Genomic DNA, 24,773 nt, shown 5'->3' on the forward strand with positions numbered 1-24,773 from the left:
GTTATGCGTCACTGCGGCAGCCCGGCTGTCGAAATCGAGAGAGTCTTGCACCTTTTTGGCCTGCCCGCCCGTGCGCCTGCACCTGCAAGGTGCGCGGCGGCCTCCGTTGATGCACCGCGAGGGGGCGTGCATGCCGTCGGCCTGGCACCGGCATTCATCTCAACTTTATGAATGATAAGGGAAATAACTCCCCCTCCCCATTCTGGTACGCCCCTTGCTGAAGACTGGTCAGAGATGCCACCGCACGAGCCGCCCATGACTGCCTTCGAGCCTACCCTTGCCCCCCCGCCGCCGGCATCCGGCCACCGCTTCGATGCCGGGCGGCGCTGGGAGGCGACGCTTGAGTTGCGTTTCGCCGCGCGGGGCGGGGCGACGCGGCTGACCCGGGCGCGCCATTGCGGGCCGCTGCGGGTGCAGCGCCCCTTCTATCCGGAGGGGCCTGCGGGCGTCTGCCACCTCTACCTGCTGCACCCGCCGGGGGGGCTGGTCAGCGGCGATGCGCTGACGATCTCGGCGCGGGTCGAGGCGGGCGCCCAGGCGCTGCTCACCACGCCTGCGGCCAACAAGCTCTATCGCGCCGACAGCCACGGGGTGGCCTGGCGCCAGGCCACCCACCTCGCGGTCGACGACGGCGGCAGCCTGGAGTGGCTGCCCCAGGAAACCATCGCCTTCGACGGCTCCCGGGGGGAGCAGAGCACCCGGATCGACCTTTCCGGCACCGCCCGTTGCCTGGGATGGGAGGTGCTGGCCCTGGGGCGCCCGGCAAGCGCGCTGCCCTATCGCTCGGGGCGCCTCGAACAGCGCTTTCGCCTCACCCGCGACGGCAGGCCCCTGTGGCTGGAGCGCCAGCCGCTGGACCCCACCCACCCGCGCTTCACGGGGCGCTGGGGGCAGGGGGGCGCCAGCGTCCAGGCGACCCTCTGGGCGGTGGGCCTCGACGACGAACCCGAGGCCATCGAGGCGCTGCGCGACGCGCTTCCCGCCTCGCCGCGCTGGGCGGTGACCCTGCGCCACGGCGTGCTGCTGCTGCGCTACCTGGGCGATGAGCGCCGCGAGGCCTGGGCGCTCTGCGAGGCCGCCTGGCGCGTGCTGCGCCCGCGGCTGCTGGGCCTCGAGGCCCAGATTCCGCGCATCTGGCTGACCTGATTCCCTTCACCAACGAGACGACGCCATGGAACTGACTCCCCGCGACAAGGACAAGCTGATGCTCTTTCTGGCCGCTCAGCTGGCCGAGCGCCGCCGCGCCCGCGGCCTGAAGCTCAACTACCCCGAGGCGGTGGCGCTGATCAGCTTCGAGATCATGGAGGGCGCCCGGGATGGCCGCAGCGTGGCCGACCTGATGAGCGCCGGCCGCGAGATCCTCGGCCGCGACGACGTCATGGAGGGGGTGGCCGAGATGGTCCACGAGGTGCAGGTGGAGGCTACCTTCCCGGATGGCACGAAGTTGGTCACCGTCCACACCCCAATCGTCTAAAACTGGCTGCACTCGGCCATGCTGTGTTGGCTTCGCGACAAAAATTGCTCATTTACTAAAGTAAACTCCGCTTTTTTGCCGCTCGCCGCCTTGCCTGGCCTTCGTTCGCTCAGTTTTAGCTGTGCAGCAGCAGCCATTAACGAAAGGTAAGGCGCTTATGATTCCTGGCGAATATCAGCTGAAGGACGGCGAGATCGCGCTCTGCGAGGGGCGCGAACGGATCACCGTCGAGGTGGCCAACACCGGCGACCGGCCGATCCAGATCGGCTCCCACTACCACTTCGCCGAGGCCAACCCGGCGCTGGTCTTCGACCGCGACAAGACCCGCGGCCATCGCCTCGACGTGGCCGCCGGCACCGCGATTCGCTTCGAGCCGGGCCAGACCCGGGAGGTGACCCTGATTCCCTTTGCCGGCACGCGCCATATCTACGGCTTCCGCGGCGACGTAATGGGCGCGCTGGAAGGAGGCAAATCATGAAGATCTCGAGACAGGCCTACGCCGATATGTACGGCCCTACGGTGGGCGACCGGGTGCGCCTGGGCGACACCGAGCTGTGGATCGAGGTGGAGCGCGACGCCACCCACTACGGCGAGGAGGTGAAGTTCGGCGGCGGCAAGGTGATCCGCGACGGCATGGGCCAGAGCCAGCGCCATGACGACAGCGTGATGGACACCGTGATCACCAACGCCCTGATCCTCGACTGGTGGGGCATCGTCAAGGCGGATGTGGGGCTGCAAAATGGCCGCATCGCCGCCATCGGCAAGGCGGGCAATCCCGATACCCAGCCGGGCGTGGAGATCGTGATCGGCCCCGGCACCGAGGTGATTGCCGGCGAAGGCATGATCCTCACCGCCGGCGGCATCGACGCCCATATCCACTTTATCTGCCCCCAGCAGGTGGAGGAGGCGCTGGCCAGCGGCATCACCACCATGCTGGGCGGCGGCACCGGGCCCGCCACTGGCTCCAAGGCCACCACCTGCACCCCGGGGGAATGGCATATCGGCCGCATGCTCCAGGCGGTGGATGGACTGCCCATGAACATCGGCCTGTTGGGCAAGGGCAATGCCAGCCTGCCGGAGGGGCTGGCGGCGCAGCTCGAAGCCGGGGCCATGGGCCTCAAGCTCCACGAGGACTGGGGCACCACCCCGGCGTCGATCGATACCTGCCTCTCGGTGGCCGAGCGTTATGACGTCCAGATAGCCATCCACACCGACACCCTCAACGAGTCGGGCTTCGTGGAGGACACCCTGGCGGCGTTCAAGGAGCGCGGCATCCACACCTACCACACCGAGGGGGCCGGGGGCGGCCACGCGCCGGACATCCTCACCGCCTGCGCCAAGCCCTACGTGCTGCCGTCCTCCACCAACCCGACCCGGCCCTACACGGTCAACACCATCGACGAGCATCTCGACATGCTGATGGTGTGCCACCACCTGGACCCCAACATCCCCGAGGACGTGGCCTTCGCCGATTCGCGCATCCGCCGCGAGACCATCGCCGCCGAGGACATCCTCCAGGATCTCGGCGTGATCTCGATGATCTCCTCCGACTCCCAGGCCATGGGCCGGGTGGGGGAGGTGGTGTGCCGCACCTGGCAGACCGCCCACAAGATGAAGGTGCAGCGGGGCCTCTTGCCCGAGGACGAGGCGCTCGGCGCCGACAACTTCCGCGCCCGGCGCTATATCGCCAAGTACACCATCAACCCGGCGATCACCCACGGTATCGGCCACGAGGTGGGCTCCGTCGAGGTGGGCAAGCTGGCCGACCTGGTGCTCTGGAGCCCGGCATTCTTCGGCGTCAAGCCGGCGCTGATCCTCAAGGGCGGCATGATCGCCATGGCGCCCATGGGCGACCCCAACGCCTCAATCCCTACGCCCCAGCCGGTCCACTACCGGCCGATGTTCGGCGCCCTGGGGCGGGCGGCAAGCGAGACCCGGGTCAGCTTCGTCAGCCAGGCGGCCCTGGACGCGGGGATCCAGGAGCGGCTGGGCCTCGCCAGCCGGCTGGTGGCGTGCCGTAACGTGCGCGGCGTCAGGAAAGGGGATATGAAACTCAACGACGCCTGCCCCGAGCTGACAGTAGACCCCCAGACCTACGAGGTGCGCTGCGACGGGGAGCTTCTGACCTGCGAGCCCGCCACCGAGCTGCCGCTGGCCCAGCGCTACCACCTGTTCTAGGAGCCCGAGATGCTGAAAATGACCGAACGCCTGGGCCCCATCGGGGCGGACCAGGCCCGCGATACCCTGACGCTGCCCTATGAGCTGCGTATTCGCGGCCGCCTCAAGGCGACTAGCGACGCCGGCCGCGACCTCGGCCTCTTTCTCGACCGCGGGCCGGTGCTGCGCGACGGCGAGGGGCTGCGCGCCGAGGGCGGCGAGGTGGTGCGCATCCGCGCCGCCGACGAGCCGGTGGTCACCGCCCGCATCGCCGCCGGCCTGCCCCTGGCGCGGCTCGCCTACCACCTGGGCAACCGCCATGTGCAGCTGGCGCTGGGCGAGGACGAGAAGGGGGGATACGTACGCTTTCCGCCGGACCATGTGCTGGAGGAGCTGGCGGCGCTGCTCGGCGCCACGCTCGAGCACCACCGGGCCCCCTTCGACCCGGAGCCCGGCGCCTACCAGCAGCTGGGCGGGCACGGCCACTCACACAGCCACTCGCACGGGCACGACCACGACCATGAGCACGACCATGGCCACCCCCATGCTCACTGAGCCCGAGGCGCCGGTGGAGAGGGCGCCGGGCGACGACCTGGCCCTGCTCGGGCTGCTGCAGTGGGTCAGCCCGGCGCTGCCCATCGGCGCCTTCGCCTTCTCCCAGGGGCTCGAGAGTGCCTTCGAGCTGGGCTGGGTGACCGACGAGGCGAGCCTCGGCGACTGGCTCGAAGGGGTGCTCGAGGATGGCCTGACTCGCTGCGACCTGCCGGCACTTTCGCGCCTGCATGCCGCCTGGTCGGAAGGCGACGGCGAGGCGGTGGCCGAGTGGGACCAGTGGCTTGCCGCCAACCGCGAGACCGCGGAGCTCGCCGCCGAGGATGCGCGGCTCGGGGCCTCGCTCAAGCGGCTGCTGGGCAGCCTGGCGCTGCTGCCCCCTGATGTTTCAAGTCATGGGCCCGAGCTCCCGGAAGGAGCGGGCTATGTGACGCTGTTTGCCTGGGCGGCCCGGGTGCGCGGCATACCGGTGCGCCAGGCGCTGCTTGGCTTCGCCTGGGCCTGGCTGGAGAACCAGCTGGCGGTGGCCTGCAAGGCGCTGCCCCTGGGCCACACCGCCGCCCAGCGAATCGTGGAACGGCTGCGTCCGGCCCTGGTCGCCGCGGTGGACGAGGCCCTGGCGCTGCCCGATGACGAACTCGGCCCGGCGCTGCCCGGCCTCGCCCTGGCCAGCGCCCTGCACGAGACCCAGTATTCGCGACTGTTCAGAAGCTGATGTGACCAGAAGCTGACGATGCACAACCAGGAGAGACGACCATGACCCATTGTTTACGCGTTGGCGTCGGCGGCCCGGTGGGCTCCGGCAAGACGGCGCTGCTCAAGCAGCTCTGCCTGGCCCTGCGCGACCACTACGATATCGCCGTGGTCACCAACGACATCTACACCCGGGAGGACGCCGACTTCCTGCTGCGCCACGAGGCGCTCGCCGCGGATCGCATCCTCGGCGTGGAGACCGGCGGCTGCCCCCACACCGCCATCCGCGAGGACGCCTCCATGAACCTCGCCGCCATCGACGAGCTCCAGGGGCGCCACCCTGGCCTTGAGCTGGTGCTGGTGGAGTCCGGCGGCGACAACCTCTCGGCCACCTTCAGCCCCGAGCTCTCCGACCTCACCCTCTACGTGATCGACGTCTCCGCCGGCGACAAGATCCCCCGCAAGGGCGGCCCCGGCATCACCAAGTCTGACCTGTTGATCATCAACAAGATCGATATCGCCGAGCAGGTGCATGCATCGCTCGAGGTGATGGAGCGCGACTCGAAGATGATGCGTGGCGAGCGCCCCTTCGTTTTCACCAACCTCTACGACGGCGTGGGCCTCGAGACCATCATCCAGTTCATCCTCGAGCGCGGCATGCTGCCGGAACGACGGCCGTCGGCCGATGCCGGCGCTACCGCCTGATTCACTCCCCCATACCGACTCGACACCCTGGCAAGGAGATCGCCACCATGACCTTACTCTCGATGTCTCTCTCGAAACGGGCCGCCGCGGCCACCGGCCTGATGCTTGTGGCCGGCTCCGCCCTGGCCCACCCGGGCCACGGCGCCCCCGATGTCCATGCGCATACCGGCCATCCGCTGCTGCTGCTGGCGGGCGCCTTCGCCGTGCTGGGCGTGACCGGGCTGGCCCTGCTGCTGCGGCGTGTCCTTCGCCAGCGACGGCTGCAGCGTCAGCGCTGAATGTCGGCGTCGCCACAAGCAGAACGCCCGGCCAGTGGCCGGGCGTTCTGCATGGGGGGCAGGGTGGTGATCAGGGCAGCAGGATGGTGGAGCCAGTAGTCTGGCGGCCCTGCAGGGCATCCTGGGCCTTGCCGGCCTCGGCCAGCGGGTAGCGGTGGGAGATATCGACCTTGAGCTTGCCGCTTTCGAGCATGGCGAAGAGCTCGTCGGCCATCATCTGCAGACGCTCGGGGGTGTCGGCATAGCCGTTGAGGCTGGGACGGGTGACGAACTGCGACCCCTTCTGGTTGAGGATGCCCAGGTTGACCCCGTCGACCGCGCCGGAGGCGTTGCCGAAGCTGACCATCAGCGAGCGCGGCTTGAGGCAGTCGAGGGACGTTTCCCAGGTGTCCTTGCCCACCGAGTCGTAGACCACGTCGCACATGGCGCCGTCGGTGAGTTCGCGCACGCGCTCGACCACGTTCTCCCTGGTGTAGTCGATGGTGGCCCAGGCGCCGTTCTTCTCGGCCAGGGCCGCCTTCTCCGGCGAGCTGACGGTGCCGATCAGCTTCACGCCGAGCGCCCGTGCCCACTGACAGGCGATGGAGCCAACGCCGCCGGCCGCGGCGTGCCACAGGATGGTCTCGCCGCCCTTGAGCGCAAAGGTCTGGCGCATCAGGTACTGCACCGTCAGCCCCTTGAGCATGCTGGCCGCGGCGGTCTCGAAGTCGATGGTGTCGGGCAGCTTGACCACCTTGTCGGCGGGCAGGGTATGCAGCTCGGCGTAGGCGCCGAGCGGGCCCTGGGCGTAGGCGACGCGGTCGCCGGGCGCGAGGTGGCTGACCCCTTCACCCACCGCATCGACCACGCCGGCGCCCTCGGTGCCGAGCCCGGAGGGCAGCGACGGGGCGGGGTAGAGACCGGTGCGGAAGTAGATGTCGATGAAGTTGAGGCCGATGGCGCGGTTGGCGATTCGCACCTCGCCGGGGCCGGGCTCGGCGGGGGAGACATCGACGAGTTCGAGCACCTCGGAGCCGCCGGTGCGGGCAAACTGGATACGCTTGGCCATGTCGGTAAGTCCTTGTTTTGCAGAATGCTGTACGGGATGAGAGACCGTCGGGATAGGGACAATATCCAAACGCCGTTCACGTGTCCGGTCAAGTCGGCAGCGCCAACGGCAGGCTCAGGCGTCGGCGAGCCCCTCGACGAAGGCCTGTTTCTCCGCCTCGAAGAAGGTGCGCTCCTGCTTGAAGCGACGCAGCACCGCCGACTCGTCGAAGGCGAGCGGCGCACAGAGCCGGCCGGAGAGGGCGGCGGGGTGCTGGAAGGCGAGCCCGACCCGCTCCCCCTGGGCGTTCTTCACCCAGCGGGTGATGCCGCACGCCTCGAGGAAGGCCTCGTCCAGGGTCTCGCCGGGCGTGACCGAGAGAGGGGCGTTGAGGGCCAGGTCGCGAAGCAGGCGCCTCAGCGGCTCGCGGCTCTCCTCGAGGGTGGCGGCGAGGGTCACGGCCATGCCCTCGCCGCTCTCGTCCATGACCAGCAGGGCCAGCGCCAGGGGCCGACCCTTGTTGTCCAGCAGCGCCCAGAGCCGTGCCGCCTCGGCGGGAAACAGCAGGTGACGGGTGCCGCTGAAGGCCACCAGGGGCGCCAGGCCGGCCTGGGTGCCGTGGACCGCCGCGCACAGCCGCGCCAGGCAGGCATCGCGCCTGGCGCCGGGCTCGAGACTCACCACTTTCATCCGGATTCTCCACTCCATGACGGGTTGGCGCGAAGCCTACCATATCTGCCCGCCCATGCTCGGCCGCCATCCCTCCGCGCAGGGGCTGTGCCTGGCTCCTGCATCTCGCTATGCTGGCTTCCATTGCCGGTCGCCGCTGCCATCCGCTCGTGGTGGCCGGCCCCCTCAAGGACGCGAGAGGCCCCATGAACTATCCCACAACGCCCCATCCCCTCATGCCTCATTCCGCCACGTCCCATCCCGCGATCAGCCTGCCACGCCTGATCGCCCACCGCGGCCTGTCGGCTCGGGCCCCCGAGAATACCCTCTCCGCGGTGCGCGCCGCCCACCGGGCGGGCTGTACCTGGGTGGAGCTCGACGTCCAGCTGCTGGGCGACGGCACGCCGGTGGTCTGGCATGACGCCACGGTCAAGCGCTGCTCCGATGGCCGCGCCCGCCTGGCGGACCTGGACCTGCCCCGGGCTCGTCGGCTGGACGTGGGCGGCTGGTTCGGCGACGAGTTCCGCGGTGAGCGCATGGCGACCCTCTCGGAGATGCTCGCCCTCGTCGATGCCCTGGGGCTCGGCCTCAATCTGGAGCTCAAGGTGAACCGCGGCCGCAGCGCCGCGGCCCTGGTCGAGGAGGCGGTCCCCGCGGCCCTGGATGTCCTGCCGCCCGAGCGACTGATCGTCTCCTCCTTCAGTGGCGAGGCGCTGGCCTGCGCCCGGGACCTGGCCCCCGCTGCCCGGCTGGCCCTGGGCGTGCTGTTCGAGGGGATTCCCGACGACTGGCGGCAGCGCTGCGAGGCGCTGGACGCCTTCAGCGTGCATGCCGACTGGACGCGCCTGAGTGGGCGCGGTGCCAGGGCCGTGCGGGAGGCCGGCTACCCGCTGCTCTGCTACACCGCCAACGATCCGGCGGCCTTCGCCCACCAGTGGGCGTGGGGCGTGACCAGCGTGATCAGCGACGATCCCGCCCGCTTTGCGGGGCACCTGCCCGACCGGGAGTGACCGGCCAGCCCGCATGGCAACGCAAGGGGCCGCTCCGATGGAGCGGCCCCTTGCGGTTGGTCCGGATGTGGTCATCCGGTGGCACCTGGCTCAGCGGGTGGCCGGGGAGATCTCCTCGCGGCCATCATCCTGTTCCACCACCATGTCATCCTCGACGTGGATCGGCTCCTCGTCCTCGACGGCGCGCACGCTGCGGGCGCGGTGCTCGATCAGGAAGTAGAGGATCAGGCCGATGCCCAGGCCCCAGGCGGCGCCGTGGGTGGCCAGGACCACGCCCATGATGCCCGCCACGCCCATGGCGGTGGCGTTCTTGATCTGCTCCACGGCGACCGCGATGCACAGGTAGCCGGTGATCAGCAGGGTGATGGAGAGGGCGATCGGCAGCACCGGACGGAAGGCGGTGACCAGCGGCAGCAGGAAGAGGGCGAAGAAGCCGACGATCCAGAACACCGCGGTGCCGGAATAGATGGTCTCCATCGCCTTGCGGCCGTAGCGGTAGCGCTCGGTGACCGTCGCCATGGCGCCGGTGAAGAGCGGGCCGGCCAGGCCCGGATAGGGGGCCAGCAGGGAGTGCATCAGGTTGCGCAGTCCGGTGATCAGGTGCACGCGATCCACGTCCACCTCGATCTTCTCGTCGGGGCGCAGGTGGTCGACGCGCTTGATCAGGGTCTGGCCGACGATGATGTCACCGAAGGCGATGATGTAGGCGATGATGGCGGTGGGGATGGCGGCGATCATCAGCTCGATGCCCGGCGCGCCGATGGAGAAGGGCAGGTAGGCCCAGATGCCACCGAAGTCGGGGATGGCGATGCCCCACTCCACCGTCGGCAGCGGGTACTCGCCCACGCCCCAGCCGATGGCCATGGTGATCAGCATGCCCGGCACCATGCCGTAGGCGACGATGTTGCGGGCCCAGCGGTACTTCTCGGCCAGGTCGCGGAAGGAGAGCGAGAAGAGCACGTAGAGGGTGATCAGGCCGCCGATGCCGAGCGAGATCGGAGTATTGTAGAGACGCCCACCCACGCTGATCTCGCCGCTGATGGCGGCGATGCCGGCGCCCAGCAGGATGCCCGCCTTGATGGAGTCGGGGACATTGTTGACCAGCTTGGTGCCCAGACGGGTGACGGCCATGAACAGGAAGATGGCGGTGACCATCAGCTGCAGGGCGATCATCGCCTTGAGGGCGTCCGGGCCCGGCTCGTACTGGCCGATGAACAGGAGTACGACCGGAATGGCCGGGGTGATCCAGCCGGCGATAAAGGGAATCCCGAGCAGCGGCGGCAGGATGAAGCCGATGCCGCAGACCACCACGAAGGCCAGTGCCACCTCGTAGGGGATGCCGAGGTACTGTTCCAGCAGCGGGATCATGCCCAGGGAGATGACGAACATCACCAGCGCCTGGATGGTCTCCGGGATGGCCCAGGGGAAGTGGATGAAGGGGAGGCGAACCTTGAAGGGTCCCACCGGCCAGTAGGGTTGTTCCTCACCATACTTACGTTTCAGTAGCACGTCGTTAACCTCAGCGGTTCTGGTTGTTCATGGGCATTCCTCGCTTTGCTGTTGTTGTTCTTGGCTGAGGCGTTTGTACTCGGCGCCGCCGGGGGGGAACATTCGACCTTGTAACGAGGCGGCTCGTCCCCGGCAGGTCGGGAGTGTCGACAATCTTTGCGGCGAGCGGTGGAAGTATCGCGAAATGACGGGGAAATGCCGCCAAGGCGCCGGCATATGACGGCATTGTTGTCGACACGCGGAGGCTTACTTCAGTAGCTTACGTAAACGTAAACTTTGGTCCAATGGGCCCCGATACGTGAGCCGGGGAGCGCCCGAGGGGCTGTACGTGGACGAGACGAGGAGGGCGCATGTGGCCATGGATCGTGACGGCGGCGCTGGCGGCCTGGGTCGCCATGGGCCTCTGGCAGCGCGTCAAGCCGCTGCCGGCGGGCGTCGGCGTGGCCTGGCCGCAGCGCGCGGCCGATGAGGTGCGCTTCCTGGCCGACGAGTCCTGGTTCGATGCGGCGGGGGAGCGTCGCCTCGAGCAGGTCATCTTCGACGAGGTGCTGGCGCTGATCGGTCAGGCCCGGCGCCTGGTAGTGCTGGACATCTTCCTGTTCAACGACTTCGCCGGCGACGCCGACGGCCTGCGGCCGCTCAGTGCCGAGCTGACCGACGCCCTGGTCGAGCGCAAGCGCGATCATCCCGAGCTCCAGGTGGTGGTGATCAGCGATCCGCTCAATACGCTCTACGGCGGCATCGAGCCCGAGCACCTGGAGGTGCTGCGCCACGCCGGCATCGAGGTGGTGCTGACCGACCTCGATCGGCTGCGCGCCTCCAACCCACTGTGGTCGGGCCTCTGGTACCTGGGGGCGCGCTGGCTCGGCAACAGCGCCCGTGGCGGCTGGCTGCCCAATGCCCTGGGGCCCGGACGGGTCACCCTGCGCAGCTACCTGGCGCTGCTCAACTTCAACGCCAACCATCGCAAGACCCTGGTGGTGGATCGCGGCGAGGGCTGGGCGGGGCTGGTGACCTCCGCCAACCCCCACGACGCCAGCAGCCTCCACGGCAACGTGGCCCTGCGCTTCGCGGGGGCCGCCGCCCTGGACCTGCTGGCCTCCGAGCGCACGGTCGCCGCCTGGTCCGGCGTCCGCCTGCCGGGCCCGGGGCCACGGCCGGCCCCGCCCACCCCCGAGGGTGGAAGGCTACAGGTGCTCACCGAAGGGGCGATCCGCGATGCCCTGCTCGCCGCCATCGGGGCCAGCGGCGAGGGGGATCGCCTCGACCTGGCGGTCTTCTACCTCTCCCACCGCGAGGTGATCGAGGCGCTCAAGCGGGCCCGGCAGCGGGGCGCCGAGGTGCGCGCCCTGCTGGACCTCAATCGCGATGCCTTCGGCCTGGAGAAGGGCGGCATCCCCAACCGACCGGTGGCCCATGAGCTCGTCGAGGCGGGCATCGCGGTGCGCTGGTGCGCCACCCGGGGCGAGCAGTGCCACAGCAAGCTGCTGCTGCGCCGACCCGCCCGGGGGGGCGAGGCGGAGCTGATCCTCGGCTCGGCCAACTTCACCCGGCGCAACCTCGACAACCTCAACCTGGAGACCAGCGTCCGGCTGCTGGACGCCCCCGGCTCGCCGGCCCTCGAGCAGGCCGCGGCCTTCTTCGAGCGCCGCTGGCAGAGCTCCCCGGAGCGCACCACCAGCGAGCCCTTCGCGGCACACGATGACGCCACCGTCTGGCAGCGCTGGCGCTACCGGATCATGGAGGCCACCGGGCTCTCTACCTTCTGACGGCTGAAGGCTCTCTACCTTCTGACGGCGTCCCGGCCCTGCGGCGGGGGATGCCTTGACAGGGCGAGGCTCACCGACCAGCTTGGAAGGGCCGATTCGACAAGGAGAGCGGGCATGGACAAGCTGCTGCTGGCCGTGAAGCTGATCATCACGGCCCTGGTACTGATTCTCTTCGTGCAGAACATCGCCGTGGTGGAGGTGCGCTTCCTGACCTGGAGCCTGTCGCTGCCCCTGGCCCTGCTGCTGGTGGCGATCTACCTGCTGGGCATGATCAGTGGCAAGAGCCTGATGGGTCTGATCCGCCGGCTGCGCCAGGGCGGCTCGGAGACATCCCGTCGCTGAGGGCGCCTGCGGGCCTTCTCACCCCCGGCGCTGCCACCTTATTCCACATGGGTGACGGCCTGGCGGCGGGGGTCGATGTGCCACGCCAACCCCTGGCGGGCGTTGTGCTCCAGCTCGGCGATCACCTGGGCGCCCAGTAGCAGGATGATGGCCCCCACCTCCAGGCTCAGCAGCATCACGATCAGGGTGGCCAGGGAGCCGTAGACGGCGTTGACGAAGGAGATGTTGGCGAAGTAGTAGACCAGCAGCAGGCGCACCCCCTCCCACAGCAGGGCGGCCACCAGGCCGCCGATCACCGCCCGGCGCAGGGCGACCTTGACCACCGACAGCACCTTGTAGATGGCGCTGAAGAGCAGGAAGACCCCGAAGAAGCTGGCCAGGTTGAGCACCGGATCCGAGAGTCCGGCCAGCGGCAGTTCGCGGTCGAAGAGCGCCAGCCATAGCGCGTTGAGCGAGCTGAGCAGGCTGACCAGCAGGGTCAGCGCCATCAGCCCCGCCCCCAGCACCACCATGAAGGCATAGGGCAGCAGCACCGAGACCCAGGCGCTGCGGCCGTGATGGTGGGTGTCCGGGGCATGGAAGATGATCGCCAGGGCGTCCTCCAGCATGCGGAGGCGAAGGAGCTGAACAGCAGCAGGATCGGGAAGCCGAGGATGCCGATCACCTCGCGGGTGTCGAGCAGGGCGCGCACCGCCTCCAGCAGCACCTCGGCGTGGGCCGGGGCCAGGTGCTGGGCCTGGATGCTCAGCACTCCGAGCAGGTGCGCCTCGTCCACCACCCGGGCCAGCAGCACCACCAGCAGCGCAAACAGCGGCACGATGGAGAGCAGGATGTTGTAGCCCACCCCGCCGGCCAGCAGGATGCCGCGGTTGCGCAGGAAGGCGGTGAGCACCCGCCACAGGAAGCGGGCCACCCGCGGCAGCAGCGTGAGGAGGGGCAGGGGGCGCGAGGGGCGCCTGGGCGGCGATGCAGTCATGGCGGAGGCCATCCATGGGCGTACCTGCATCATACGCCCCGCCCAGCACTCGTTGCCAATGCCGCTGCCTGCCGGCGGGGCAACGGCCAAATAATGGTACGGCGGGACGACAGTCAGCATAATGTCACGCCTCGGCTTCACCCCATTCCCACGGCAGCGAGACACCATGGCCAAGTTCGAACTGATCGGCACCGCCAGCATTCCCGGCAAGGGCACCGAGCTGCGCCTGCTGCGGCGCAATGATGAATTCTCCATCCGCATCGCCGGCACCGCCGGCGAGCTGATGAACACGCGCCTGCACGGCTCCGAGGATGCCCTCGCCGAGCTCGCCTGCCAGCGCATCGCCGAGCGTCCCGCGGCCCGGGTGCTGGTGGGTGGCCTGGGCATGGGCTTCACCCTGGCCGCGGCGCTGGCCGCCCTGGGGGAGGACGCCGAGGTGGTGGTGGCCGAGCTGGTGCCGGGGGTGGTGGAGTGGAATCGGGGCCCGCTCGGCGCCGCCGCCGGCTACCCCCTCGACGATCCGCGCACCCGTGTCAGCGTGGGCGACGTGGGCGAGCTGCTGCGCCGCGAGCCCGGCGGCTTCGACGCCATCATGCTCGACGTGGACAACGGTCCCGAGGGGCTGACCCGGCGCGAGAACGACTGGCTCTACTCGCCCAAGGGGCTCGCCGCCGCCCAGGCGGCGCTGCGCCCCGACGGCATGCTGGCGGTGTGGTCGGCGGGCCAGGATCCGGCCTTCACCGAGCGCCTGCGCCGGGTCGGTCTGCTGGTCGAGACGGTCACGGTGCGCGCCCATCGCCCCGGCAAGGGGGCCAAGCACTGCATCTGGCTGGCCCATTGAGATGGGCACCTCGAGCGCGCTGATCCGGGGAGCGCTGCTGCTCGCCCTGCTGGGCCTGGTCGGCTGTGCCGGGCGGCTGACCCCGCCGGAGGCCAGCGTGGCGCCGGTGACGGTCTACCTGCTCGACCACGGCCGCCACGCCAGCCTGGTGCTGCCGCGCCGGGAGGGCGGCATGGTGCGCTACAGCTACGGCGAGTGGCGCTGGTACGTGGAGGGCGAGCGCCACCTGCTGGCCGGTGCCTCGGCCCTGCTCTGGCCCACCGCCAGCGGCCTGGGGCGCGGCGTGCACGAGACAATCACCACCCGGGGCGAGCTGTCGGGCCTCGCTCCGGAAGGGCTGGTGCGGGTCTATCCGCTGGTGGCCGAAGAGGCCCGGGTGGTAGCCCTCAAGCGCCGTCTGGATGCCCACTTCGAGGCGCCAGGGGTCGCTCCGGTCTACAGCGAGGAGTTCGATCTCGCCTTCGTGCCTTATCCCCGCGCCTACTGGCTGACCCACCAGTCCAACCTGGTCACCGCCCGCTGGCTGCGCAGCCTGGACGTGGAGGTGCGGGGCATCCCCTGGCTCTCCAACTGGCGCCTCGAGGCGCCACCCCACCCCATTGATCAGTCCCCTACCCCCATTGATCAGCAGAAGGATGAAACATGAGTGACACGGACGCCGGTGAGCGGCTCTCCAAGCGGCTGGCCCGCGAGCTGCCCTGTTCGCGCCGCGAGGCCGAGCTCTATATCGCCGGTGGCTGGGTGAGGGTCGATGGCCGCATCGTCGAGGAGCCCCAGTTCAAGGTCGCCGATGAGCGTATCGAGCTCGCCCCCGGCGCCACGCCCCGGGAGATCCCGCCGGCCACCCTGCTGTTCAATGCGCCCGCCGACATTGCTGCCGCCGAGGCCGGGGGCGAAGGCGAGGACCTGGCGAGGCGGCTGATCCGCAAGGCCACCCACTGGGCCGAGGACCCCGCCGGCCAGGCCCCCCTCAAGGCGCACTTTCGCGGCCTGACCACGCTGCTGCCGCTGGCCCCCGGCGAGGAGGGGCTGCTGGTGTTCACCCAGGATCGTGGGGTGGCGCGGCGTCTCGACGAGGGGCGGACGCGCCTGGAGGAAGAATGGCAGGTGGAGGTGATCGGCAGCCTGGACGAGCGTCAGCTCGCATCGCTGCGGGATGGCACGGCGGTGCCGGGACGACGGCTGGCGCCCGGCAAGGTCAGCTGGCAGAGCGAGACTCGCCTGCGCTTCGCGCTGAAGGGCATGGTGCCCGGCCAGCTGGAGCTGATGTGCCGGGCCGTGGGGCTGACCGTGGTCGCCACCCGCCGGCTGCGCATCGGCGGGGTGTCGCTGGGTCGGGTGCCGGTGGGCGAGTGGCGGTTTCTCAGGGCCGCGGAGCGCTTCTGAGCGTTGAGCCTCCCCCGGCGCCGTCCCTTTCCCCTGTGAGACCCCCTCTGTATGCTGGGCTTCAGTAGGTTGGAATCCTGATCGCCTGAACGCCACCCGGGCAGGATTCGAAGTGCTTGGCCGCTCGGCCTATGCCGGCCGGTCCCGATCCCTAGGTTGACTCACAGAGGATGCATCCATGTCGGAAACCTCCCAGACATCACCGTTCAAGGACAACCGTGTCAAGGGGCTGGCGGGTGTCGCCGCCGTCGCCGTCATCTGGGCCCTCGTCGCCCAGTCCAACTCCGGCTCTCATCGTGAGGCTCGCGAGGCCCTGGAGGCGGAGCTCGCCGCGCTGGAGTCGCGCAACCAGACGCTGGCCAGTCAGCTCGACGAGCGCGACGAGGCCGGCGAGGAGATCGAGGCGCTGCAGGCGCGCCTGGCCGAACTCCAGGACGAGCGCGATGCCGCCGAGGCCGCCATGGCCGAGGAGCAGGCCGAGGCGCGCGGCGAGCTCGAGCGTCTGAATGCCGAGATCGGCGAGGCCGAGGCGCAGCTCGAGTCGCTCACCGAGCAGCGCGATGGCCTCCAGGAGGAGCTCGAGGCCCTCGAGGCGCAGCAGGCCGAACTGCAGGCCGCGCTCGAGGCGCTGGGCGAGGAGGTCGAGGCCGTCGAACAGGCGCGCGACGACGCCGAGGCCGCCCGCCAGGATGCCGAGGAGTCACGCCAGGAGGCGGAGGCCGCCCGTCAGGAGGCCGAGGAGGAGCGCCAGCAGGCGGTCGACACTCGCGAGCAGGCCGAGGCGGCTCGCGATGAGGCCGATGCCGAGCTGGCGTCGCTGCAGGAGCGGGTCGAGGAGACCGAGGAGCGGCTGGCCGGCATCGAGGCCGAGCTCGAGGAGCGCCAGGCCCATCTCGAGGCCCTCGAGGAGGAGATCGAGGCGCTGGAGATCTGGCGCGACGAGGTCGCCGAGGAGGTCGGCGAGGCCCGCGACGAGCGTGACGCCGCTCGCGCCGAGGTGCAGGAGGCCCGCGCCGAGCGCGACGACCTGATGATCGCCATCGGCATCGGCCGCGACGAGGTGGCCACCATCGAGGCCGAAGCGGAGCGCCGCGAGCAGCAGCTCGAGCGCCTGGAGGCCCAGCTGGCCACCTGGCGCAGCGAGCTGGCCGATCTCGAGGCCAGCGTCACCGCCGAAGAGGCCGACGAGGAGTAGTCATCTCCCGGGATGGCGCCAGGGCAACGGCGGGCTTCGGCCCGCCGTTCGCCGTTGGGGGAGCCGGGACGGCGCCGGGCCCTATGGGTATACTGGTCCGACAGCGCGGGGCGGCGACGCAGGCCCCGGCAGATGACAAGCGAGAGGAGCAGTCCGTGATCGAAGGGGTCAAGCATATCGTCGCCGTGGCATCCGGCAAGGGCGGCGTGGGCAAGTCCACCGTCACCGTCAATCTGGCGCTGGCCATGGCGGCCGAAGGCTATCGGGTCGGCATCCTGGATGCCGATATCCACGGGCCCAGCCAGGCCCAGATGCTGGGGGTAGGCGAGGGCGTGCGGCCCCAGGCCGCGGGCGAGAACCGCATGCACCCGCTCGAGGCCCACGGCCTCCAGGCGATGTCCATGGCCTTCATGGTCGACACCCGGGAGCCCATGGTATGGCGCGGGCCCATGGTGGCCGGTGCCTTCCAGCAGCTGCTGACCCAGACCCAGTGGGATGACCTGGACTTCCTGTTCATCGACATGCCACCGGGCACCGGCGACATCCAGCTGACCCTGGCCCAGAAGGTGCCGGTGGACGGCGCGGTGATCGTCACCACCCCCCAGGACATCGCCCTGCTCGACGCCCGCAAGGGGATCGAGATGTTCCGCAAGGTGAAGGTGCCGGTGCTCGGCGTGGTGGAGAACATGAGTCTCCACGTCTGCTCGAACTGCGGCCACGCCGAGCCGATCTTCGGCGAGGGGGGCGGCGAGCGCATCGCCGCAGAGTACGAGACCCGGGTGCTCGGCCGGCTGCCCCTGGCGCTCTCCATTCGCGAGCAGGTCGACGGCGGGCGGCCCACGGTGGTCGCCGAACCCGACGGCGAGGTGACGGCCATCTTCCGCGACATGGCCCGCCAGGTGGCCGCGCAGGTGCAGGCGCAGGCCGATGAGGGGCCCAGCATCTCCTTCAGCGACTGAGCCCGCGGCGTCGAGGTGACGCCCGTGGCCGGGGCCGCTATCATGTGGCCCCGCGGCCTGGCGCCCAGGCCCAAGACTTCACTTCAGCAGGAAATGTCCCGATGAGCATCAAGTCCGACAGGTGGATCCGCCGCATGGCCGCGCAGGAGGGGATGATCGACCCCTTCGAGCCCGACCAGGTTCGCTACGTGAATGACCGTCGGGTGATCTCCTACGGCACCTCCAGCTACGGCTACGACGTGCGCTGTGCCGACGAGTTCAAGGTGTTCACCAACATCCACTCGGCGGTGGTGGACCCCAAGGCCTTCGACGAGAAGAGCTTCGTCGACATCAAGGGCGACGTCTGCGTGATTCCGCCCAACTCCTTCGCCCTGGCGCGCACCGTCGAGTACTTCCGTATCCCGCGCAGCGTGCTGACCATCTGCCTGGGCAAGTCCACCTACGCGCGCTGCGGCATCATCGTCAACGTGACGCCGCTGGAGCCGGAGTGGGAGGGTCACGTGACCCTGGAGTTCTCCAACACCACCAACCTGCCGGCCAAGATCTACGCCAACGAGGGCGTGGCGCAGATGCTCTTCCTGGAGTCCGACGAGGTGTGCGAGACCTCCTACAAGGACCGCGGCGGCAAGTACATGGGGCAGCGCGGGGTCACTCTCCCCCGTACGTAACCGCGGCGCGCCTGCTGCTGGAAACGACAAGGCCCGCCGGCGTCGGACGCCGGCGGGTCTTTCGTTGGGGCGGCATCATGCTGCCGCTACTGCTCGTCCAGCTCCTCGGCCGCGTCGGCGTGGGAGAGGCGCACGCCCTGTGCCGGCAGCGGCATGCCGTCCAGGGTGGCGCCGCCGGGCGCGAACTGCAGGCGCCCCTCCAGGAACCACTTCACCGCGATGGGATAGATCAGGTGCTCCCGGGCGTGCACCTTCTCCTTGAGGCTCGCCTCGGTCTCGCCCTCGGCCACGTCGACGGCCGCCTGGATCACCACGGGGCCGCAGTCGAGCTCCTCGGTCACGAAGTGCACGCTGCAGCCGTGCTCGGCGACGCCGTCGGCCAGGGCGCGGGCGTGGGTGTCGAGCCCCTGGTAGGCGGGCAGCAGGGAGGGGTGGATATTGAGCATCCGCCCCAGGAAGCGCTGCACGAAGCGCGGGGTGAGGATGCGCATGAAGCCGGCCAGCACGATCAGGTCCGGCTCGTGGCGCTCGATCACCTTGATCAGGGCGCCATCGTAGGCCTCGCGGCTGTCGTACTCGCGGTGGGGGAGCACCACGGCGTCGATCCCGGCCTCCCGGGCGCGGGTGAGGCCGTAGGCGTCGGGCTCGTTGGAGATCACGGCGACGATCTCGCCGCCCAGGCGGTCATGGGTCTGCTCGTCGATCAGTGCCTGCAGGTTGCTGCCGCTGCCGGAGATCAGCACCACCACCCGGCGCGCACCGACCGGCTCCGAGGCGAAGTCGTTCAGGGTGTCGCTGGCATAGTCGGTATCGCTCATGCCCGAAGGTTCTCCAGGCGAACCTGTTCCTCGTCGCCGTCCCGGGCGACGATCTCGCCGATGCGATGCACCGTCTCGCCCAGGGCCTGCAGGTGGGCGCGGGCCTGGTCGGCCTTCTCGGCCGGCACCACCACCACCATGCCGATGCCGCAGTTGAGCACCCGGTACATCTCCTCCTCGGCCACGTTGCCCTGCTGCTGTAGCCAGTCGAAGACCGCCGGACGGGCCCAACTGGTCACATCGACCTTGGCCGCGAGGCTGTCGGGCAGCACCCGGGGCAGGTTCTCGGTAAGGCCACCGCCGGTGATATGGGAGAGGGCGTGGACCGGCACGCCGCTCTCGCGAATCAGCGACAGCAGCGGCTTGACGTAGATGCGGGTGGGCGCCATCAGGGCATCGCCCAGTGCCATGCCGCCGATGTCGGCGTCGAGGCTGGCACCGGACACCTCGAGGATCTTGCGAATCAGCGAGTAGCCGTTGGAGTGGGGGCCCGAGGAGGCGATGCCCAGGAGCACGTCGCCCTCGGCCACCTTGCTGCCGTCGAGGATCTCGGACTTCTCGACGACGCCGACGCAGAAGCCGGCCAGGTCATAGTCGCTGCCCTCGTACATGCCGGGCATCTCGGCGGTCTCGCCGCCCACCAGGGCACAGCCGGCCTGCTCGCAGCCCTCGCCGATGCCGGAGACCACGTCCGTGGCGATGTCCACATCCAGCTTGCCCGTGGCATAGTAGTCGAGGAAGAGCAGCGGTTCGGCGCCGGCCACGATCAGGTCATTGACGCACATGGCCACCAGGTCGATGCCGATGGTGTCGTGGCGGCCAAGGTCCATGGCCAGGCGCAGCTTGGTGCCCACGCCGTCGGTGCCGGAGACCAGTACCGGCTCGCGGTAGCCGCTCGGCAGCTGGCACAGGGCGCCGAAGCCACCCAGCCCGCCCATCACCTCGGGTCGAGTGGTACGCTTGGCGACGCCCTTGATGCGGTCGACCAGGGCGTTGCCGGCATCGATGTCGACGCCGGCATCCTTGTAGCTGAGCGAGGGGCGGGAAGAGGGGGAGTCGGTCATCTCGGGTCCTGTCGATAGGTCGTCGGCGTGGGCCGCACCGGCTGTCAGCGCAGGCGTGGTCCAGGCGGATGGGCAAGAGCGGCTGCTGAATCAAGATCGGGTGCAGGATTGTAGCATCAAGACGCCGTGCAGGCAGCCGTGAGGGCATGCCCGCGCGGCAGCACAGGGAGAGCAGGATGCGCAGAGAGTGGTGGGTGCTGGCGGCGGCGGTGGCCCTGGTGTGGCTGATGCTGCGCCTCGAGGCGATGCTGATGCCCTTTATCGCCGGGATGATCCTGGCCTATCTGGTCGACCCCCTGGCCAACCGGCTGGAGCGCTGGGGAGCGTCGCGGCCGCTGGCGGTCAGTGCCGTCTTCCTGGTGCTGCTGGTACTGCTGGCGGTGGGGCTGCTGGTGCTGATTCCCCTGCTGGTCCAGCAGCTGCGCCAGTTCGGCCAGATGATCCCGGGGATCTTCGAGTGGCTGGAGTCGGTGCTGGCGCCGCAGATCCAGGCCTGGACCGGCTTCGACGTGGCGGCGGAGCTGGAAAACGTCCAGACGACCCTGGCCGAGCACTGGCAGGATGCCGGTGGCTACCTGGCTCAGGTGCTGGGGCAGGTGGGGCGCTCGGGCATGGCCTTCGTCACCTGGGTGACCTATGTGTCGCTGATCCCGGTGGTGACCTTCTACCTGCTGCTCGACTGGAATCGCCTGATGGGGAGCCTGCGAGACCTCCTTCCCCGGGGCTGGGAGGCCGATGCCGTGCGCCTGGCGGGGCGCTGCGACGATGTGCTTTCGGCCTTCCTGCGCGGCCAGCTGCTGGTGATGCTGAGCCTGGGGGTGATCTACGGCCTGGGGCTCACCCTGATGGGGGTGCGCTTCGGGGTGCTGATCGGGCTGATCTCGGGGCTGGCCAGCATCGTGCCCTTCCTGGGTTTCATCGTCGGCATCAGCATCGCGCTGATCGTCGCCTTCTTCCAGTTCGGCACCTGGCTGGCGCTGCTGGGCGTGGTGGCGGTGTTCAGCATCGGCCAGGCGATCGAGAGTACGGTGCTGCAGCCCAAGCTGCTGGGGGACCGCATCGGCCTGCACCCGGTGGCGGTGATCTTCGCCGTGCTGGCCGGCGGCAACCTGTTCGGCTTCACCGGGGTGCTGCTGGCGCTGCCTGCGGCGGCGGTGATCATGGTACTCTTGCGCGAGCTCAATGAACGCTACAAGAACAGTACCTTGTACGACGCCACGCTCGCTCGACGCGACGATGAGGAGGCGCCATGAGCAGGACCCCGGCGCAGCTGCCGCTGGGCGTCGGCCTGCGTGACGACGCCACCTTCGCCAACTACCATCCCGGGCCCAATGCCAGCCTGGTCGCTCGCCTGGTCCAGCAGCTGGACGAGAGCGGGGAACCCTTCCTCTACCTGTGGGGCGGGGAGGGCGTGGGTCGCAGCCACCTGCTCCAGGCCGCCTGCCATGCCGCCTCGGATCGGGGCCTGCGCGCCCTCTACCTGCCGCTGGCGGAGCTTGGGCACTTCCCGCCCTTGATGCTCGAGGAGATCGAACGCCTCGACCTCGTGGCCATCGACGACCTGGAGCGGGTGCTCGGGCGCAAGCGCTGGGAGGAGGCGCTGTTCCACGCCTTCAATCGCCTGCGTGATGCGGGCAAGCGGCTGCTGGTGGCGGCCGACGCCGCTCCCCGGCAGCTGCCGGTCAAGCTGCCCGATCTCGCCTCGCGGCTCACCTGGGGCGTCACCTTCCACGTCCAGGGGCTCGACGATGCCGGGCGGCTGGCCGCGCTGCAGCTGCGCGCCCGGGGGCGGGGCATGGCGCTGCCGGACGAGGTGGCCCGCTATATCCTGCATCGCGGGCCGCGACGGCTGGGCGAACTCTTCGAGGTGCTGGCCACCCTGGACCGCGCCTCGCTCTCCGCCCAGCGCAAGCTGACCATTCCCTTCGTCAAGCAGGCGCTGGGCTGGTAGGGCGGCTGGCCGCGCCGCCTTGGCCGCTCAGCGGCTGAGCTCGACCTCCACCTGCTGGCCACGGCTCAGCTGCACCTGGCGGATCACCACCCGCGCCTCGCCGGTGCGCGGGTCGGGACCGGCGCCGGAGAGGTAGAACGCGCCTGCGGGCAGGCCGGTGAGGCGGAAGCGGCCGCTGCCGTCGGTGCGCGTGCTGTGGGTGTACTCCCGCGCCCGCGGGTCGGCGGGCTCCACGGCGATGCCGGCCAGCGCCTTCTCCGCCGCCTCGGCGGAGTAGGTGGTCACCGGCGCGGCGGAGACGCCGGCGCCCGCCACCGGCTGGCCGCCCAGCATCAGTCGACCGCTGATCACGGCGCTGCCCGACTTCTCCAGGGCGGCATACTCGGCGGCGGGGAAGGCCACCTGGCGAGCCACACGCCCGGGAGCGACCTCGCGGACCTCCTCGGCCGGCTCGACCTCGCGGTCGACCACCTCGATGCGCTCGGTGGGCGTCGGGGCGGGGGGCATGATCTCGCAGCCGGCCAGCAGCAGCCCCGGCAGCAGCATCGGTATCCAGCGTTTCATGGTGTCACTCCCTGAGAGGTTCATCGGCGCCCTGTGCCAGCCCAAGAGCATAGCGCAAGCCGCTGCCCAGGCCACGCCGTGCGTGTCGAGCGCCCAGCAAAAAGCCGCCGCCCCGGAGGGCGGCGGCTTTTCTGAAGCGCGGCGGTTGCCGGCCTGGCCGGCAGCGGCGGCTTACTTCTGGGCGGTAGCCTTGGTGGCGGTCGCCTGGGCCTGCTTGACGTTCTCTTCGGTCAGCTTCTGGCTCTGCTGGACGAAGTCCTGCTGCAGGGCCACGACCTTCTCGGCGTCGCCCTTCAGGCGCTCGGCCAGGTCCTTGGCGACCTTCTGCTGGCCTTCCATGTAGCTCTTCAGGCCTTCGGCATCCTTGACGGCCATCAGGGTGCGCAACTGGGCCAGGCCGGTGTCGGTGTAGGCCTTGGTGGCGTCCAGCTGGGCGTGGGCCAGCTTCTCGGCGTAGTCCACGGACAGGGAGGCGTAGGCGCGGGCCGGGCCGAAGAAGAGGGCGTCGAACTGCTGGGTGTCGAACTGCTTGGAGTCGAAGTTGAAGGCGTTCATCATGGCGAACCTCCTGGTTCATCTGGTGTGAATGAGCAGGTTACCTGCCCTGTTGCATTGCACAATAGCAGAGCGGTTTGTGCACTGCAACATTGTCGAGCGATTTCGTTCTCCCTCCTCGGACTTGCAGGACGCCGTCGGCGGCGCCATGGTGAACCCAAACCCCAGCCAGCCTGGTTCCATCCCCCTTCGAGGAGCCCGCCATGAGCAAGATGCGCAAGGAACACGACAGCATGGGAGAGCTGGAGGTGCCGGCCGATGCCCTCTATGGCGCCCAGACCCAGCGCGCCGTGAACAACTTCCAGGTGTCGGGGCAGCCGATGCCCGCCGCCTTCATTCACGCCATCGCCCGTATCAAGCTGGCGGCGGCCCAGGTCAATGCGGAGCTTGGCCTGCTGGATCCGGCGCGCGCCGAGGCGATCTCCACCGCCGCTGAGGCGGTGATTCGCGGCGAGCACGACGAGCACTTTCCCGTGGAGGTGTTCCAGACCGGCTCCGGCACCTCCAGCAACATGAACGTCAACGAGGTGATCGCCACCCTGGCCAGCCGGGAGGGGCTCGAGGTGGGCCCCAACGACCACGTCAACATGGGGCAGTCCAGCAACGACGTTATCCCCACCGCCATTCACGTTGCGGCGGCGCTGGAGTTGACCGGCCGGCTGCGACCGGCGCTGGTGCACCTGCGCGAGACCATCGATGCCCGTGCCGCCGAGCTCGACGGCGTGGTCAAGACCGGCCGCACCCACCTGATGGACGCCATGCCGCTGCGCATGAGCCAGGAGCTGGGCGCCTGGTCGAGTCAGGTCGGCCAGGCCATCGAACGCTTCGATGCGGCCCAGGTGCGGCTCTGCCGACTCGCCCAGGGGGGCACGGCGGTGGGTACCGGCATCAATGCCCACCCGGAGCTCGCCGAGCGGGTAGCGGCCCATCTCTCGGCCCAGACCGGACTTACCTTTGCGCCCAACGACAGCTTCTTCGCCAGCCTGGCCGCCCAGGACGCCGCGGTGGAGCTCTCCGGCCAGCTCAAGGGGCTCGCCTGCGCGATCATGAAGATCGCCAACGACCTGCGCTGGATGAACTCCGGCCCCCTGGCCGGCCTCGGCGAGATCGAGCTCGAGGCGCTGCAGCCGGGCAGCTCCATCATGCCGGGCAAGGTCAACCCGGTGATTCCGGAGTCCGCGGCCCAGGCGGCCGCTCAGGTCATCGGCCTGGATGCGGCGGTGACGGTGGCTGGGCAGAGCGGCAGCTTCCAGCTCAACGTCATGCTGCCGCTGGTGGCTCACAACCTGCTGACCACCATCACCCTGATGAGCAACACCGCGCGGCTGCTGGCCGATCGCGCCATCGCCACCTTCAAGGTGCGCGAGGAGAACCTGGCCGGGCCTCTGGCGCGTAACCCCATCCTGGTCACGGCGCTCAACGCCGTGATCGGCTACAACGCCGCCGCGGCGATCGCCAAGCAGGCCTATCAGGCGGGACGGCCGATCCTCGACGTCGCCGAGGAGCAGACCGAGCTCTCCCGTGAGGAGCTCGAGCGGCTGCTGGACCCGGCGGCGCTGACCCGAGGCGGGATTCCGGAGTAGAGGAGGGCCGGCGGGGTCCCGGCCCGCT

General features: G+C 69.6%; 27 protein-coding genes and 1 pseudogene. 20 read left to right on the plus strand and 8 right to left on the minus strand.

Annotated elements, in window-relative coordinates; translation table 11 throughout:
• Window positions 1-255 precede the first annotated feature (255 nt).
• The 8 genes from HIR79_RS08075 to HIR79_RS08110 all read left to right on the plus strand — a co-directional run bounded on the left by HIR79_RS08075 (window position 256) and on the right by HIR79_RS08110 (window position 5,859).
• A complete protein-coding gene (locus HIR79_RS08075; RefSeq protein ID WP_169957934.1) occupies window positions 256-1,146 on the plus strand; it encodes an urease accessory protein UreD in 891 nt (296 codons plus the stop codon).
• A 25-nt stretch (window positions 1,147-1,171) separates the two neighbouring features.
• On the plus strand, window positions 1,172-1,474 hold the full coding sequence (locus HIR79_RS08080; protein WP_110068086.1) for an urease subunit gamma: 303 nt from the start codon (window positions 1,172-1,174) through the stop codon (window positions 1,472-1,474).
• Between the two features lie 157 nt (window positions 1,475-1,631).
• A complete protein-coding gene (locus HIR79_RS08085; RefSeq protein ID WP_169957935.1) occupies window positions 1,632-1,952 on the plus strand; it encodes an urease subunit beta in 321 nt (106 codons plus the stop codon).
• The gene (gene ureC / locus HIR79_RS08090; protein ID WP_169957936.1) at window positions 1,949-3,652 is read left to right on the plus strand and encodes an urease subunit alpha; all 1,704 of its coding nucleotides are present in this window, start codon (window positions 1,949-1,951) and stop codon (window positions 3,650-3,652) included. The genes HIR79_RS08085 and ureC overlap by 4 nt, the downstream gene beginning before the upstream one ends.
• Before the next feature lie 9 nt (window positions 3,653-3,661).
• Window positions 3,662-4,186, plus strand: coding sequence for an urease accessory protein UreE (gene ureE, locus HIR79_RS08095; RefSeq protein WP_169957937.1), 525 nt, complete (start codon window positions 3,662-3,664; stop codon window positions 4,184-4,186).
• Window positions 4,176-4,898: an urease accessory protein UreF gene (locus HIR79_RS08100; RefSeq protein WP_249322326.1), complete on the plus strand. Its 723-nt coding sequence runs from the start codon at window positions 4,176-4,178 to the stop codon at window positions 4,896-4,898. The genes ureE and HIR79_RS08100 overlap by 11 nt, the downstream gene beginning before the upstream one ends.
• 41 nt (window positions 4,899-4,939) lie before the next feature.
• Window positions 4,940-5,581 (plus strand): urease accessory protein UreG, encoded by a 642-nt coding sequence (gene ureG, locus HIR79_RS08105; RefSeq protein WP_169957939.1) that lies wholly within the window; start codon window positions 4,940-4,942, stop codon window positions 5,579-5,581.
• A gap of 47 nt (window positions 5,582-5,628) precedes the next feature.
• Window positions 5,629-5,859 (plus strand): hypothetical protein, encoded by a 231-nt coding sequence (locus HIR79_RS08110; RefSeq protein ID WP_169955843.1) that lies wholly within the window; start codon window positions 5,629-5,631, stop codon window positions 5,857-5,859.
• Window positions 5,860-5,929: 70 nt separating this feature from the next.
• Here the strand turns inward: HIR79_RS08110 and HIR79_RS08115 are convergent, their stop codons facing one another.
• Together HIR79_RS08115 and HIR79_RS08120 are read right to left on the minus strand one after the other, a co-directional pair.
• Window positions 5,930-6,907: an NADPH:quinone reductase gene (locus HIR79_RS08115; RefSeq protein WP_169957940.1), complete on the minus strand. Its 978-nt coding sequence runs from the start codon at window positions 6,905-6,907 to the stop codon at window positions 5,930-5,932.
• Between the two features lie 114 nt (window positions 6,908-7,021).
• Window positions 7,022-7,576 (minus strand): hypothetical protein, encoded by a 555-nt coding sequence (locus tag HIR79_RS08120; RefSeq protein WP_169957941.1) that lies wholly within the window; start codon window positions 7,574-7,576, stop codon window positions 7,022-7,024.
• A gap of 185 nt (window positions 7,577-7,761) precedes the next feature.
• Between HIR79_RS08120 and HIR79_RS08125 the strand changes: the two genes are divergently transcribed.
• Entirely contained in the window at window positions 7,762-8,565 is an 804-nt protein-coding gene (locus HIR79_RS08125) for a glycerophosphoryl diester phosphodiesterase (protein WP_249322285.1), read from the plus strand.
• Window positions 8,566-8,655: 90 nt separating this feature from the next.
• On the opposite strand, the gene HIR79_RS08130 is transcribed toward HIR79_RS08125, so the two are convergent.
• Window positions 8,656-10,074: a xanthine/uracil/vitamin C permease gene (locus HIR79_RS08130; protein WP_169957942.1), complete on the minus strand. Its 1,419-nt coding sequence runs from the start codon at window positions 10,072-10,074 to the stop codon at window positions 8,656-8,658.
• A gap of 350 nt (window positions 10,075-10,424) precedes the next feature.
• Between HIR79_RS08130 and HIR79_RS08135 the strand changes: the two genes are divergently transcribed.
• On the plus strand, window positions 10,425-11,843 hold the full coding sequence (locus HIR79_RS08135) for a phospholipase D-like domain-containing protein (protein ID WP_169957943.1): 1,419 nt from the start codon (window positions 10,425-10,427) through the stop codon (window positions 11,841-11,843).
• Between the two features lie 114 nt (window positions 11,844-11,957).
• Complete coding sequence (locus HIR79_RS08140; RefSeq protein WP_110068075.1) at window positions 11,958-12,185, plus strand: lipopolysaccharide assembly protein LapA domain-containing protein; 228 nt, start codon at window positions 11,958-11,960, stop codon at window positions 12,183-12,185.
• 38 nt (window positions 12,186-12,223) lie between these two features.
• Here the strand turns inward: HIR79_RS08140 and HIR79_RS08145 are convergent.
• Window positions 12,224-13,161, minus strand: a pseudogene (locus tag HIR79_RS08145) (YihY/virulence factor BrkB family protein).
• A 166-nt stretch (window positions 13,162-13,327) separates the two neighbouring features.
• On the opposite strand from HIR79_RS08145, the gene HIR79_RS08150 reads away from it, so the two are divergent.
• The 6 genes from HIR79_RS08150 to dcd all read left to right on the plus strand — a co-directional run bounded on the left by HIR79_RS08150 (window position 13,328) and on the right by dcd (window position 18,210).
• Window positions 13,328-14,002, plus strand: a complete 675-nt coding sequence (locus HIR79_RS08150; RefSeq protein WP_169957944.1) for a polyamine aminopropyltransferase — start codon at window positions 13,328-13,330, stop codon at window positions 14,000-14,002.
• Window position 14,003: 1 nt separating this feature from the next.
• Window positions 14,004-14,648: a hypothetical protein gene (locus tag HIR79_RS08155; protein WP_169957945.1), complete on the plus strand. Its 645-nt coding sequence runs from the start codon at window positions 14,004-14,006 to the stop codon at window positions 14,646-14,648.
• A complete protein-coding gene (locus HIR79_RS08160; RefSeq protein WP_169957946.1) occupies window positions 14,645-15,388 on the plus strand; it encodes an RNA pseudouridine synthase in 744 nt (247 codons plus the stop codon). The genes HIR79_RS08155 and HIR79_RS08160 overlap by 4 nt, the downstream gene beginning before the upstream one ends.
• 178 nt (window positions 15,389-15,566) lie before the next feature.
• Complete coding sequence (locus HIR79_RS08165; RefSeq protein WP_169957947.1) at window positions 15,567-16,583, plus strand: coiled-coil domain-containing protein; 1,017 nt, start codon at window positions 15,567-15,569, stop codon at window positions 16,581-16,583.
• Between the two features lie 155 nt (window positions 16,584-16,738).
• Window positions 16,739-17,542: an iron-sulfur cluster carrier protein ApbC gene (gene apbC, locus HIR79_RS08170; protein ID WP_283241859.1), complete on the plus strand. Its 804-nt coding sequence runs from the start codon at window positions 16,739-16,741 to the stop codon at window positions 17,540-17,542.
• 101 nt (window positions 17,543-17,643) lie between these two features.
• Window positions 17,644-18,210 (plus strand): dCTP deaminase, encoded by a 567-nt coding sequence (gene dcd, locus HIR79_RS08175; protein WP_110068068.1) that lies wholly within the window; start codon window positions 17,644-17,646, stop codon window positions 18,208-18,210.
• 86 nt (window positions 18,211-18,296) lie between these two features.
• On the opposite strand, the gene purN is transcribed toward dcd, so the two are convergent.
• Both purN and purM read right to left on the minus strand, forming a co-directional pair.
• Window positions 18,297-19,028: a phosphoribosylglycinamide formyltransferase gene (purN, locus tag HIR79_RS08180; protein ID WP_169957948.1), complete on the minus strand. Its 732-nt coding sequence runs from the start codon at window positions 19,026-19,028 to the stop codon at window positions 18,297-18,299.
• Window positions 19,025-20,092: a phosphoribosylformylglycinamidine cyclo-ligase gene (gene purM, locus HIR79_RS08185; RefSeq protein WP_169957949.1), complete on the minus strand. Its 1,068-nt coding sequence runs from the start codon at window positions 20,090-20,092 to the stop codon at window positions 19,025-19,027. The genes purN and purM overlap by 4 nt, the downstream gene beginning before the upstream one ends.
• A gap of 176 nt (window positions 20,093-20,268) precedes the next feature.
• On the opposite strand from purM, the gene HIR79_RS08190 reads away from it, so the two are divergent.
• Both HIR79_RS08190 and hda read left to right on the plus strand, forming a co-directional pair.
• Complete coding sequence (locus HIR79_RS08190) at window positions 20,269-21,345, plus strand: AI-2E family transporter (RefSeq protein WP_169957950.1); 1,077 nt, start codon at window positions 20,269-20,271, stop codon at window positions 21,343-21,345.
• Window positions 21,342-22,043 carry a DnaA regulatory inactivator Hda gene (hda, locus tag HIR79_RS08195; RefSeq protein ID WP_119020875.1) on the plus strand — a complete coding sequence of 234 codons (702 nt, stop codon included), beginning with the start codon at window positions 21,342-21,344 and terminating at the stop codon, window positions 22,041-22,043. Before HIR79_RS08190 ends, hda begins: the two co-directional genes overlap by 4 nt.
• Window positions 22,044-22,070: 27 nt before the next feature.
• Here hda and HIR79_RS08200 read toward each other — a convergent pair whose 3' ends face one another.
• Both HIR79_RS08200 and HIR79_RS08205 read right to left on the minus strand, forming a co-directional pair.
• Complete coding sequence (locus HIR79_RS08200) at window positions 22,071-22,607, minus strand: carboxypeptidase-like regulatory domain-containing protein (protein WP_169957951.1); 537 nt, start codon at window positions 22,605-22,607, stop codon at window positions 22,071-22,073.
• Window positions 22,608-22,778: 171 nt separating this feature from the next.
• Complete coding sequence (locus HIR79_RS08205) at window positions 22,779-23,162, minus strand: phasin family protein (protein ID WP_502708674.1); 384 nt, start codon at window positions 23,160-23,162, stop codon at window positions 22,779-22,781.
• 203 nt (window positions 23,163-23,365) lie between these two features.
• Between HIR79_RS08205 and HIR79_RS08210 the strand changes: the two genes are divergently transcribed.
• The gene (locus HIR79_RS08210) at window positions 23,366-24,745 is read left to right on the plus strand and encodes a class II fumarate hydratase (RefSeq protein ID WP_169957953.1); all 1,380 of its coding nucleotides are present in this window, start codon (window positions 23,366-23,368) and stop codon (window positions 24,743-24,745) included.
• The last annotated feature ends 28 nt before the right edge of the window (window positions 24,746-24,773 follow it).

It is taken from the genome of Halomonas sp. PGE1 (assembly GCF_013000985.1).
Taxonomy (GTDB): domain Bacteria; phylum Pseudomonadota; class Gammaproteobacteria; order Pseudomonadales; family Halomonadaceae; genus Halomonas; species Halomonas alkalicola.